Genomic DNA, 12675 nt, shown 5'->3' on the forward strand with positions numbered 1-12675 from the left:
AGTGCCACCACGCTAGCGCCCTCGCTGGCGCGCTGAACAGAGGGCCCCGTTCTCCCGGTCTTCTTGCGATGATCGGGCGGTGACTTCCTCGCACCGTTCCTCCGGCTCCGACGACCAGCCGCATGGGCACGCGCACGGGTCCGGCCACGATGACGCGCACGGCCACGGGAGCGGGTCCGGCCACGGACAGCCGCACGGCGCCGGGTCCGGCCATGGACACGCGCACAGCCACGCCCACGGCCCGGCGGCGCCCGTCTCCCGGCATCTGCGCAAGGTCATCGCCGCCGTGCTGATCCCCTTCGCCACCGCCGTGCTGGTCGGTCTCGCGGTGCTCTGGCCCGGGGGCGCCCCCGCGCATGAGCGCACCGGAGTCGGCTTCGACCGGCAGACCGAGCAGGGCACGGTGGCGCGCGTGGACCGGGTGGACTGCAAGGACGTCAACGCGTCCCAGGTACCACCGACCGGGGACACCAGCACGCCCGAGGGCCGGGAGGCGGTCAACGCCCAGCGGGGTGCGTGCGCCAAGGCGACGGTGGAGGTCACCACCGGCCCGGACAAGGGCCGCCGGTTCGTGGAGATCGTCCAGCCGGACGCTCCCCGTCAACTGTCCCAGGGTCAGGGGGTGGTGGTGGCGTACGCCCCGGACGCGCCGAAGGACCTCCAGTACTCGGTCACCGATGTGAACCGCAAACTTCCGCTGGCCCTGCTCGCCGGGATCTTCGCGCTGGCGGTGGTGGTCGTCGGCCGGATGCGCGGGGTGATGGCGTTGATCGCGCTGGCGGTGAGCTTCGCGGTGCTGACCCTGTTCATCCTGCCCGCGATCCTGCAGGGCTCGAACCCGCTGCTGGTGGCGGTGGTCGGGGCCAGCGCCATCATGCTGATCGCGCTCTACATGTGCCATGGGCTGACGGCCCGTACCTCGGTCGCCGTCCTCGGCACGCTGATCTCCCTGCTGCTGATCGGGGTGCTGGGCTCGCTCTTCATCGGGTGGGCGTCACTGACCGGGAACACCGACGACAACACCGGACTCATCCACGGGCTCTACCCGGAGATCGACATGTCGGGTCTGCTGCTGGCCGGGGTCATCATCGGGTCGCTCGGCGTCCTGGACGACGTCACGGTGACCCAGACCTCGGCCGTCTGGGAGCTGCACCAGGCGGACCCGGGCATGGGGCCGCGCGCGCTCTACCGGGCGGGCATCCGGATCGGCCGGGACCACATCGCGTCGGTGGTCAACACCCTGGTGCTCGCCTACGCGGGCGCGGCACTGCCGCTGCTGCTGCTCTTCTCCATCGCGCAGAGCAGTGTGGGGCTGGTGGCCAACAGCGAGCTGGTGGCCGAGGAGATCGTCCGGACGCTGATCGGTTCGATCGGCCTGGTCGCATCGGTGCCGGTGACCACGGCGCTGGCCGCGCTGGTGGTCTCGGCCGACCGCCCGGAGCCGGGTGGACCGCCCGCCGCCGGACGCCGGGGCCGGGGCCGCCGCCGGAAGGTGTAGCTCCGGCCGTGGAAGCCCCGGGACGGCCCGGGGCTTCCACGGCCGGAGCTGGTGACACGGCATCACCCGGGCGGGCCCGGGTGATGCCGTGTCACCAGCGCTCACGCGCGGAGGAGCCTCCCCTGACCTTCCGGACGACATAGACGAGCCCGCCGACCAGCGCGACGAAGACCAGCACCTTGAAGAGCAGACCGATCACGACCGCCAGCGCGTGCGCGATCAGACCGCCGAAGACGACCAGTGCGATCACGGGAATCGCGATCCACTTCACCCACCAGGGCATTCCCGCGAGCACTTCCCGTACCGCCATGGTCCGCTCCCTCATCTCTCGGTGTGCCGTGGCACCGGTGGAACCGCCGGGCCAGGTGTGCGGTGTGAACACCCCCGATGCTAGGTCCGCCGGCCCGTCCGGCGGGGCTCCCGCGACCCTCGAAGGTCCCTGAACCGCCCCCTAGGGACCGCCGGCCGGCGCGTGGGCGCAAGCGCGGGCCGGAGCGCGGCCCGCCCCGGCACCGTTCCCGAGGACCGGCCGGCCGGCGTCCTGTGCCTTCCGGGCCCACGCCCCGGGCCGTTCGGCCCCCTCGGACGGGCAGCCGGGCGCTCCGGCCCCCGGGGCATACGGCCGGCCGGGTGTCCGAAGGGGCCTCGTGCCCGGGCGGCCCGGCCTCCGGGCTCGAGCGGTCGTCGAGCCGGGTGCCCCGGGTGTCCTTCCGCGTAGGCCCCGGCGGCCCGGCGGCCCCTCGGGCGTACGTCCGGTCCGCCGGTCCGCCGCGCGGAGCAACCCGGGGCTCTCCCTCCTCATCCTCCGGGACGACAGGCGCCCCGGAGGACCACCGGGTCGCCACGGCGACAACGACGAAGGGGGAGCAGCACGTTGAGACGCTTCCTGACAGGGGCGACCGCCGCAGCGGCGGTGCTGGCACTGCCGGTGCTCGCACCCGGCACGGCCGCCGCACTGCCCTCGGCCGGTCCGGCCTCTCCGGCTCCGCGCGCGAACGACGGCCCCGGCCTCCCGGACGGCTGGCGGCTCACCGGCCGGGGCGACGACGAGCAGCTGGTGTGGACCGCCGACGAGCCCGTGCCGATGGGCGACGCCCGGGTGGAGTTCCGCGCCGGGGAGAAGCTCCTCGGCCGGCCGGTGCCGGAGAAGGACGGCCGGACCTTCCGGCTGCCGCTCAACGGCACCAGAGTCGGCCCGGACACCGATGTCCGGGCGCTGGCGGGCGGCCGCCGGCTGGACGCGGAGGAGGACGGCGGCCGGGCCCGTTCCCCGCACCGCGCCCCCGTCCCGCGGCCCGCGGCCGAGCTGCCGGCCAATCCGGTCGACCCCGGGACACCCGGCCGGTACCGCACGGTGCGGGGCGAGTACGACCTGAAGTCCATCCGGGTGCCGGGCCTGGCCGCGCCGGTGGAGATGCGGGCCACGGTGGTCGGCCCCGCGAACGCGCCCGGCACCCGGCCGCTGGCGCTCTTCCTGCACGGCCGGCACACCACCTGCTACGGCGGTGACGACGGGGCCGCCGGAGCCTGGCCCTGCCCGGCCGGCACCAAGCCCGTCCCCAGCGAGAAGGGGTACCTCGACGCCCAGAAGCTGCTGGCCTCCCAGGGCTATGTGACGGTCTCCATCGCGGCCAACGGCATCAACGGGCAGGACGGCGATCTGGACGACGGGGGCGCCCAGGCCCGGTCCACCCTCGTCCGGACCCATCTCGCCCGGTGGGCCGACTGGTCCGCGCACCGCTCCACCGCCCCGGCGGCCGTCCGCGCGATCGCCCCGGCGGACCTCTCCCGGGTCATGCTGATCGGCCACTCCCGGGGTGGTGAGGGCGTCAACCGGGCCGCGCTCGACAGCCTCAACCCGCCGCCCGGCGCCGCGGACGGCTACCGGGGGCCGGTGCGCTGGAAGATACGCGGCAACGTCCTGATAGGCCCGACGATCTTCGGTCAGAACCCGGAACCGGACGTCCCCTCGGTGACCCTCCTGCCAGGCTGCGACGGAGACGTCTCCGACCTCCAGGGCCAGGTCTTCACCGACGGCCCCCGGGGCGTCAGCAACGGCACCGCCCTGCACAGCTCGGTCTACCTGGTCGGCGCCAACCACAACTTCTTCAACACCGAGTGGACGCCCGGACTGGCCAAGGCCCCGGCGGAGGACGACTTCTGGTCCGGTGACACCTCGGACCCGGTGTGCTCGCCCGGTACCAGGACCAGGCTGTCCGCAGAACAGCAGCGGAAGGCCGGCGACACCTACATCGCGGCCGCCGCCCGGCTGTTCGTCGCCGGTGACGACAAGGTCCGCCCGCTGCTGGACGGCACCGGACGGCGCGCTCCGTCGGCCGGTCCGGCGCGGGTGCTGACCCATGCCACCGGTGGCCGGCGCACCCCCGCCTTCCTGCCGGACGCCGCCACCGTCACGGGCGGCCGGGTCTGCGACCAGGGCTCCCCGGACCGCAAGCGCGCCTGTCTGCCGGAGGGCACCACCGGGAGCTCGCCGCACTTCGCCTCCTGGGAGACCTCCCAGGACCCGGGCCGCACGGCGGTCGAGCTCCACTGGTCGAAGGCGGGCGCACCGGTACGGGTGCGCCCCGCCCGCCCGGTCTCGCTGGCCGGCGCCCAGTCCCTGGCCCTGCGTCTGATGGTGCCGCCGAACACCACCGGCACCCGGCTGGACGTCGCCCTGACCGATGCCTCGGGCCGCCGGGCGGTGCTCGGAGACGTACGGGTCGACGGGCTGCCGGGCAGCGAGCGGACCGCCTCGTACTGGGGCCGTGAGCTGCGCGTCCCGCTGGCCGCCGCGACCCGCGCCAAGCTGGACCTGAAGCGGATCGCGTCGCTGGAGCTGACTCCGCGCACCAGGGCCGGGCAGGCCTGGCTGATGGACGGCTGGGGCTGGAACCCCGGCACCGCGGCCGTGCGGCCGGCTTCGCTCGCCCGGGTGGACCTCGGGCAGCTGTCGGTGCAGGAGGGCGACTCGGGGAAGCGTACCTACCGCATCCCGGTACGGGTCTCCGGCCACGGCACCGGGGTGATCCGGCTGTTCAGCCCCGGCCCCGGCCAGTTCGAGGTCACGCCCAGGACGGTGCGGGTCCGGCCCGGTGACACCTCGCTGGACATCCCGGTCACCGTGACCGGCAACACCCGCTACTCCGACGACATTCCGCACCCCGCCTTCGCCAAGGCGGTACGCGGCACCGTGATCGGCTCCTACCGCGGCGGAGTGACCGTCCGGAACGACGACCCGCTGCCCAAGGTGAGCGTGGCACCAGTACCGGCCCGGGTGACCGAGGGCCGGCCGATGACCTGGCGGGTCTCGCTCTCCGCTCCGGCCGACACCTCGATCGGCGCGGAACTCAGGCTGCTGCCGGTGAAGGGCGGCGCCGAGCTGTCCACGCTGGACGTGGACCCGACCTGGCTGGCGAACACCTTCGGCGAGAAGCCAGCCCCCGCCCGGCCGCTCTCCGGCCTGGGAAGCGAACCGACCTTCTACGTCGATGTGAACCCCGGCTCGCTGACCGCCACACTGGAGATCCCCGTCATCAAGGACAAGGTGAGGGAGCCGGAGGAGGCACTGCGCCTCGAACCGGCCATCTACGACAACACCGGCAAGCGGCACACCGGTCCGGCCGCCACCGGCACGGTGGTGGACGCCGGATAACGGCGGAGGAACAGAGAACGGAGAACGGGCGGGGGCCCGTCACCGCGTGATCGGTGGCGGGCCCCCGCCCGCCGTCGCTCAGCCCTCCGGCGGGGAGAACACCACCAGCACCCGGAGATCCTCCGTGATGTGGTGAAAGCGGTGCGGGACCCCGGCGGGGACGAAGACGACGCTCCCCCGGCCCACCCGGCTGGTCTCCGCTCCCACCGTGATCGACGCCCGGCCGCTGACGACGAAGTACACCTCGTCCTGGGCGTGCGGCTTCTGCGGATCCAGCGCGCCGGCGTCCAGCGCGTACAGGCCCGCCGACATGGTCCGCTCCCGCAGGAACTGCAGGTACGCGCCGTCGTTCGCGACCCGTTCCGCCTCCAGTTCGTCCAGCCGGAATGCCTTCATCGCCCGTCCGCCCCTGTCCTCGATCGGTCCCCGTCGCTGTCTGCCACGATCAGACACATGAAGAATTTCGTAGTCAAGACGATCGCGAACGCGGCAGCGCTCGCCGTGGCGATCTGGCTGCTCCACGACATCACGCTCACCGGGAACAGCACCGGCCGCAAGGCGCTGACCCTGGTGCTGGTGGCACTGGTCTTCGGCGTGGTCAACATCCTGGTCAAGCCGGTCGTGAAGCTCCTGACGCTGCCGCTGTTCATCCTGACCCTCGGCCTGTTCACGCTGGTGGTCAACGCCCTGATGCTGCTGCTGACCTCCTGGCTCGCCGGGAAGCTGTCACTGAGCTTCCATGTGGAGGGCTTCTGGACCGCCGTGCTCGGCGGTCTGATCATCTCGGTGGTGTCCTGGGCGATGAACGTCGTCCTGCCGGACGACGATGACTGAGCCGGGCGCTGGCGACGGCACCAGGGCGGTCCGCGCGGGTCTGCCGGAGCCCCGGAAGTACGAACCGACGCTGCCCGGACCGGTGTTCGCCGCCCACTACCACCTGCCGGGCGAGCCGTCCGGCCCGTACACCTACGGCCGGGACGAGAACCCGACCTGGACCCTGCTCGAGCGGGCCATCGGTGAGCTGGAGGCCCCGGACGACCCGGAAGGCGCCGGGACGGTGGTCTTCGCCTCCGGCATGGCCGCGATCTCGGCGGTGCTGTTCTCACAGCTGTCCGCCGGGGACGCGGTGGTGCTGCCGAGCGACGGCTACCAGGCGCTGCCGCTGGTCCGGGAGCAGCTGACGGCGTACGGGATCGAGGTGCGCACCGCGCCGACCGGCGGTGACGCCCAGCTCTCCGAGCTCGACGGGGCACGGCTGCTCTGGCTGGAGACGCCCTCCAATCCGGGCCTCGACGTCTGCGACGTCCGGCGGCTGGTGACGGCGGCGCACGCGCGCGGGGCTCTGGTGGCGGTGGACAACACCCTGGCGACCCCGCTCGGACAGCGGCCGCTGGAGCTGGGCGCGGACTTCTCGGTGGCCAGCGACACCAAGGGCCTGACCGGCCATGGTGATGTGCTGCTCGGCCATGTGACCGCCCGGGACGGCGGGCGGCTCGCGGCCGTCCGGCGGTGGCGCAAGATCACCGGGGCGATTCCCGGGCCGATGGAGGCATGGCTCGCCCACCGTTCGCTGGCCACCCTGCATCTGCGGGTGGAGCGGCAGTGCGCCAACGCGCTGGCGCTCGCGGAGGCTCTGGCCGGACGGCCGGAGGTGACCGGGCTGCGGTACCCGGGGCTGCCCGGCGACCCGTCGCATCCGGTGGCGGCGGCCCAGATGCGGCGGTTCGGTTCGGTCGTCTCCTTCACCCTGCCGGACCGGGGCCGGGCCGAACGGTTCCTCGGGGAGCTGCGTCTGGTGGACGACGCGACCAGCTTCGGCGGGGTGCGGTCGACCGCCGAGCGGCGGGGCCGGTGGGGCGGGGACGCGGTGCCCGAGGGCTTCGTCCGCTTCTCCGTGGGCGCCGAGGACCCGGAGGACCTGATCGCCGACGTGCTGCGCGCCCTCGACGCCATCGCCTGACCGGCTGTCCACCGGGGCGGCCTACCCGGTCCCGTGAACGGCGAGACGGCCCGTACGCGGAAGGGCGGGTCCGCACACGGAAAGGACGGTCCGAGCCTCCCCCCTCGTGGCTCGGACCGTCCCCCGTGCTTGCGGGCTGACCCGCGGAACCCCAGGCTAGTTGACGCTGCGTCAGTGTCCAATCACAGGAACGACGGCAACCTATCGACATATTTATAGTTGGTTGGACCTGATGTTCTGTCAGGAGAGGAAGGGACCGGAACGTCGCCGCAGAGTCGCCGCGCGGACGGCCACGAAGGAGGAGTGGTGGGCGTGGACCTCGCCTTGCTGCGTACGTTCGTCACGGTGCACCGGGCCGGTTCCTTCACCCGGGCCGCCGCGCTGCTCGGCCTCTCCCAGCCCGCGGTGACCAGCCAGATCCGCACCCTGGAGCGACAGCTGGGCCGCCCGCTCTTCCTGCGCCAGGCGCGCGGCGTCACGCCCACCACCATCGGGGACGAGCTGGCGCACCGCGCCGCGCCCCATCTGGACGCCCTGGTCGAGATCACCGAGAGCGGCCTCGACGAGCAGACCGGCATACGGACCCTGCATCTGGCCGGGCCGCCGGAGTTCGTCTCGCTGCGTGCGCTGCCCGCGCTGACCGGTCTGGTCTCCCAGGGCCTGGCGGTACGGATCACCCTGCCCGGCACCGCCGAAGAGGCGCTGGACGGGCTGGCGGCCGGCCACCACGACCTGGCCGTCGCCACCGCCCGGCCGCGCGGCGGACTGCTCACCGCCACCCCCCTCTGTGACGAGGAACACGTCCTGGTCGCGGCACCCCGCTGGGCGGCCCGGCTCGGTCCGGGCACGCTGCTCGGCGAGGGCGCCGTGGTGCTGGAGCAGCTCCCGGTGGTGGAGGTGCACGAGTCGCTGCCGTTCGTCGCCCGCTACTGGGCAACCGTCTTCGAGTCCCGGCCGGCCGCCGCCGCCACCGTGATCGTGCCCGACCTGCGGGCCGTGCTGGAATCGGCCGCCGCGGGCGCCGGGCTCGCCGTGCTGCCCCGCTACCTCTGCCATGACGCCCTGGAGCGCGGCCGGCTGGTGGCGCTGCTGGATCCCGCGGTGCCGCCGCTGCGCACCTACTTCCTGGTGGTGCGGGCCGGCACCCTGGCACTGCCGCACATCGCCCGGGCGCACGAGACACTGCTGCGGGCCTCCGCCGGCTGGTGAGGGCCGTTCCGCGCGTTTCGGACCCGGCGGCGCGGGCCATTTTCAAGCCATGACCGAACGTCCCGTGGTCAAGCGCACCGCGCGCGCCGTCCTGCTCGACGGCGACGACCTCATTCTGATCAAGCGCACCAAGCCCGGTGTCGACCCGTACTGGCTGACCCCCGGCGGCGGCGTCGAACCGGACGACACAAGCGTGGTGGACGCCCTCCACCGGGAGGTGGACGAGGAGCTGGGCGCCAAGATCACCGATGTGGTGCCCTGCTTCGTGGACACCGTGGAGCACATCCCGGAGAACGGCGTCCCGGGCGTCAAGATCCAGTTCTTCTTCGTCTGCCGGCTGGAGTCGATGGACCCGGCCCGGCGCCACGGCCCCGAGGTGGACGAGCCGGAGGGGGAGTACGAGATCGTCCGGGTGCCCTTCAGCCGGGTCGGGATCGCCGCCGTGCACCTGGTGCCGCTGTCGCTCCGCCACTACCTGGACGGCAACATCGAGGGCATCCGCGCCCTGCACGCCACCGACCTCGGGTAGTCCCGGGGGCGGCTCCCACCGGGTACGGGCCTCCCCGGCCGTACGGCACCGGCCCGGGCCGTCCCGCCCCGGGGAGCCGGGGCGGGCCGGATCAGCCCGCCGCGGCGACCAGCTCCTCCAGCGAGTCGTGCCGGATGCGATCGGACGGCACTCCGACGCCCCGCAGCGCGTCGACACCGCTGCGGATCATGCCGAGCGGGCCGGAGAGATAGGCGTCGTACTCGTTCCAGGGGCCGTACTCGCGGACCGCGTCCGGCAGCTGCGTCCGGCCGTCCACGACGGCCCGCACCTCCAGCCACGGATGGGAACGCCGGAGCCGGAGCAGGGTGTCGATGTCGTACAGGTCGTGGTCGGTGCGCGCTCCGTAGAAGACCTCGACCGGGCGTCGCTCGCCGTGCTCGGCCACGTCCTCGACCAGCGCCTTGATCGGCGCTATGCCGGTCCCGCCACCCAGACAGAGCAGACCGCTGTCGGTGGTGTGGTCCACGGTCATCGAGCCGGCCGGCGGCCCCAGCCGCAGTGTGTCGCCGGGCCGGGCGCGGTGCACCAGGGCGTTCGAGACCCAGCCGGCCGGGACCGCCTTGACGTGAAAGGTGAGCAGTCCGTCGGGCCGGGGCGCGGAGGCGAACGAATAGTGCCGCCAGATCCGCGGCCACCACGGAGTCTCCAGAGTGGTGTACTGCCCGGCGAGAAAGGGGTACGGCTGGTCGGGCCGGACGGTGACCACCGCGACGTCGGGCGTCCGCCGCTCATGGCCGACCACCTCGGCGTGCCACCAGGCCGGCGCGCGGCGCTCGTCATCGGCGGCGGCGTCGATCATGATCTGGGAGATGGTGGTGTACGTCCGCACCCAGGCGGCCTCGGTGGCGTCGTCCCAGGTGCGCCTCGCGTACCGGATCAGCGCGCCGATGAGCGCCTCGCCCACCGCCGGGTAGTAGGCGGCCCGGGTGCCGTACTTGCGGTGGCCGCGCCCCAGCCGGCCGAGGTAGTCGGTGAGCACCTCCGGCTCGTCCAGGTGCTCGGCCGCGGTGAGCAACGCCCGGAGAAGCCGGTCGCGCTGGGTGTCCATGGCGACCGGAAAGAGGCATCGCAGCTCCGGGTGGCGGGTGAACAGCAGGGCGTAGAAGTACGAGGTGACCTTGTCGGCGACCGGGGCAATCTCGTCCAGCGTCCGGCGGACCAGCCGCGCGTCGGGCGACGCTGCCCCCTCCCGGCCCCCGGCGGCCGCCGGTTCGCGGACGTCGGGGCCCGGCGGGCGGGCAGCCTCACCCGCGAGGGGACCGGGGAGCCCGGCGCGGGCGGTGAACCAGCCATTTCCCCCGCCCGGGCCCCCACCGGAAGTACCGTCGTCGGCCGACATGGTGGTCGGAGCGTCCATACAGTGCCTCGCCTCGAACATCTATCGGTCGGTCCCGGCGCCCCGGTCACCCGGAGGCGCTCTGATCCCGCTTACCTGGTGATCGCTGCCTGCCCACCGTAGTCCCCGGCCATGTCCCCAACCGGGGCAAGGGCGACAGAGAATGACAGTGCCTGTGACCGCTGTCGTCGCAGCATGGCAGGGCCTCCCCCGTCCCGGGCGGAGAGTGGAAAGGCCGGGGTATCCCGGCCGCCCGACCGATAGGCTGCTTGCTCCCGTGTGCCGCGCCTGGGCCGGCATACGCCTCCGGGCGGCTCACCAGGGCCCGCAAGGGTGCGCACAGCGCCGGACGGCTCTCCGCGCCGGACAGGAAATCACCGGGGCAGCGAGTTCGTGGGCATCGCCCCGGATTCCGCACAAGGCCGGTCCCGCATCTTCACGGCCGACGGTCCCGCCACCTGGCCCCACCCGTCCTGTTTCACGTGAAACCGGACGGAACGCCTCCCCGGACCCGAAGACCCCCTGCCCCGGGGCAACCCGGGGCAGGGGGCAGGGAGGACGCGGCCGACGCGGCCCCGGCCGGCCCACTCGGGCTCGAGTCGTGCCGGCCAGGGAGCAGGGCGGATCAGTGGCGCCCAGCGGGAACGGCGCTGGGCTCGGGGACGCTCTCGGCGGACCTGCGGCTCGCGTCGCGGGCCTCCCTGCGGTCCAGGCCACCGGCGAGCACGGCCAGCGCCAGGGCGGAAACGGCGAGCACGGCGCCCACCCAGTTGGGAGCGGTGATGCCGAACCCGGCCGAGATCACGATGCCGCCGAGCCAGGCGGAGAGCGCGTTGCCCAGGTTGAAGGCGCCGATGTTCACGGCCGAGGCGAGCGTGGGCGCCCCGGACGCCTGGTCCAGCACCCGCTTCTGGAGCGGCGGGACGGTGGCGAAGCCCAGTGCGCCGATCAGCACGACCGTGACGGCGGCGGTCGTCTTGTCGTGGGCGGTGAGAGTGAAGAGGGCGAGCACCAGGGCCAGGGTGCCCAGGGACACGTACAGCAGGGGCATCAGGGCCCGGTCGGCCAGCTTCCCGCCGAGCAGATTGCCGCCGACCATGCCGAGGCCGAAGAGGACGAGCAGCCAGGTCACGGAGGACTCGGCGAAGCCGGCCGCCTCGGTCATCATCGGGGTGATGTAGGTGATGGCGGCGAAGACACCGCCGAAGCCGAGCACGGTCATCGCCATGGCGAGCAGCACCTGGACATCGCGGAAGGCGGCGAGTTCATGGCGGAGCCGGACCCCCTCGGACCGGGGCTGTTCGGGCACCAGCCGGGCGACGCCCAGCAGGCCGAGGACTCCGAGCCCGGCGACGGCGAGGAAGGTGGTGCGCCAGCCCGCGCTCTGCCCGATGAAGGTGCCGGCCGGCACCCCCACGACATTGGCGACGGTCAGACCGGTGAACATCATCGAGATGGCCCCGGCCTTCTTCTCGGGCGCCACCAGATCGGCGGCGACGACGGAGCCGATGCCGAAGAAGGCGCCGTGGGCGAGCGAGGCGACCACCCGGCCGGCGAGCATCAGCCCGAAGACGGGCGCGAGAGCGGAGAGCAGGTTGCCCGCGACGAAGAGGCCCATGAGCAGCATCAGCATGCGCTTGCGGGGGACCTTGGTGCCCAGGACGGTCATCAGCGGGGCCCCCAGAACGACGCCGAGGGCATAGCCGGTCACCAGGTGGCCGGCGGCGGGGATCGAGACCTGGTAGTCGGCGGCGACCTGGGGGAGCAACCCCATGACCACGAATTCCGTGGTCCCGATCCCGAAGGCCCCGATGGCCAGGGCGAGCAGCGCGAGCGGCATGGGTGACACCTTCCGGAAATAGATGCGTGAGCGCCTTACAAGCGACCACAATACTTGCAGACGCTTGCTAACTGCCAACGCGGACTATTGCACTCATCGCCTACCCTGGTCTGAGCCGCTCCGGGACGACCGCTCCGGGACCGAGGGGAGATCACTCATGACCGCCACCGACCCGGCGCTCACCGCCCTCTCCCAGGGCTGGTGCGCGCTCTCGCTGCTGCACGGGAAGATCGAGGCCCATGTCGAGCGAGCCCTGGAGAGCGGCCACAGCCTGAGCCTGCGCGAGTTCTCCCTGCTGGACGTGCTCAGCCGGCAGCATGACGGACCAGGTGGCCATCTCCAGATGAAGCAGGTCGCGGATGCCGTGGTACTGAGTCAGAGCGCCACCACCCGGCTGGTCGCCCGGCTGGAGGACCGGGGGCTGCTCACCCGCTATCTCTGCGACACCGACCGGCGCGGCATCTACACCGATGTCACGGAGGCGGGCCTGACCCTGCTCACCGAGGCCCGGCCCACCAATGACGCCGCACTGCGCGAGGCACTGGACGAGGCCGCGACCCATCCCGAGCTGGCACCACTGGTCCGGGCAGTCGAGGAACTCCGCGTACCCGCCTGACGACCCGGCCC

At 73.0% G+C, this 12675-nt stretch carries 11 protein-coding genes; 7 read left to right on the forward strand and 4 right to left on the reverse strand.

Going from position 1 to position 12675, the window contains the following annotated elements; all coding sequences use genetic code 11:
* Positions 1-79: 79 nt before the first annotated feature.
* Entirely contained in the window at positions 80-1498 is a 1419-nt protein-coding gene (locus NX801_RS05730; protein ID WP_258785893.1) for a YibE/F family protein, read from the forward strand.
* A 91-nt stretch (positions 1499-1589) separates the two neighbouring features.
* Here the strand turns inward: NX801_RS05730 and NX801_RS05735 are convergent, their stop codons facing one another.
* Positions 1590-1808 (reverse strand): DUF5326 family protein, encoded by a 219-nt coding sequence (locus NX801_RS05735; protein ID WP_258785894.1) that lies wholly within the window; start codon positions 1806-1808, stop codon positions 1590-1592.
* A gap of 564 nt (positions 1809-2372) precedes the next feature.
* On the opposite strand from NX801_RS05735, the gene NX801_RS05740 reads away from it, so the two are divergent.
* On the forward strand, positions 2373-5153 hold the full coding sequence (locus NX801_RS05740; protein WP_428986066.1) for an alpha/beta hydrolase: 2781 nt from the start codon (positions 2373-2375) through the stop codon (positions 5151-5153).
* A gap of 78 nt (positions 5154-5231) precedes the next feature.
* Here NX801_RS05740 and NX801_RS05745 read toward each other — a convergent pair whose 3' ends face one another.
* On the reverse strand, positions 5232-5549 hold the full coding sequence (locus tag NX801_RS05745; RefSeq protein ID WP_258785897.1) for a cupin domain-containing protein: 318 nt from the start codon (positions 5547-5549) through the stop codon (positions 5232-5234).
* A gap of 57 nt (positions 5550-5606) precedes the next feature.
* On the opposite strand from NX801_RS05745, the gene NX801_RS05750 reads away from it, so the two are divergent.
* The 4 genes from NX801_RS05750 (at position 5607) to NX801_RS05765 (ending at position 8851) form a co-directional block, all read left to right on the forward strand.
* A complete protein-coding gene (locus NX801_RS05750; RefSeq protein ID WP_258785899.1) occupies positions 5607-5987 on the forward strand; it encodes a phage holin family protein in 381 nt (126 codons plus the stop codon).
* A complete protein-coding gene (locus tag NX801_RS05755) occupies positions 5980-7113 on the forward strand; it encodes a cystathionine gamma-lyase (protein WP_258785902.1) in 1134 nt (377 codons plus the stop codon). The genes NX801_RS05750 and NX801_RS05755 overlap by 8 nt, the downstream gene beginning before the upstream one ends.
* 312 nt (positions 7114-7425) lie before the next feature.
* Entirely contained in the window at positions 7426-8322 is an 897-nt protein-coding gene (locus NX801_RS05760) for a LysR family transcriptional regulator (protein ID WP_258785903.1), read from the forward strand.
* 49 nt (positions 8323-8371) lie between these two features.
* Complete coding sequence (locus tag NX801_RS05765) at positions 8372-8851, forward strand: NUDIX domain-containing protein (RefSeq protein ID WP_258785904.1); 480 nt, start codon at positions 8372-8374, stop codon at positions 8849-8851.
* Positions 8852-8942: 91 nt separating this feature from the next.
* On the opposite strand, the gene NX801_RS05770 is transcribed toward NX801_RS05765, so the two are convergent.
* Together NX801_RS05770 and NX801_RS05775 are read right to left on the reverse strand one after the other, a co-directional pair.
* Positions 8943-10229, reverse strand: a complete 1287-nt coding sequence (locus NX801_RS05770; RefSeq protein ID WP_258785906.1) for a globin domain-containing protein — start codon at positions 10227-10229, stop codon at positions 8943-8945.
* Between the two features lie 604 nt (positions 10230-10833).
* Positions 10834-12048, reverse strand: a complete 1215-nt coding sequence (locus NX801_RS05775; RefSeq protein ID WP_258785907.1) for an MFS transporter — start codon at positions 12046-12048, stop codon at positions 10834-10836.
* A gap of 157 nt (positions 12049-12205) precedes the next feature.
* Between NX801_RS05775 and NX801_RS05780 the strand changes: the two genes are divergently transcribed.
* Positions 12206-12664 carry a MarR family winged helix-turn-helix transcriptional regulator gene (locus tag NX801_RS05780; RefSeq protein ID WP_258785908.1) on the forward strand — a complete coding sequence of 153 codons (459 nt, stop codon included), beginning with the start codon at positions 12206-12208 and terminating at the stop codon, positions 12662-12664.
* Positions 12665-12675: the final 11 nt, after the last annotated feature.

This window comes from Streptomyces pyxinae, from assembly GCF_024756275.1.
Taxonomy (GTDB): Bacteria; Actinomycetota; Actinomycetes; order Streptomycetales; family Streptomycetaceae; genus Streptomyces; species Streptomyces pyxinae.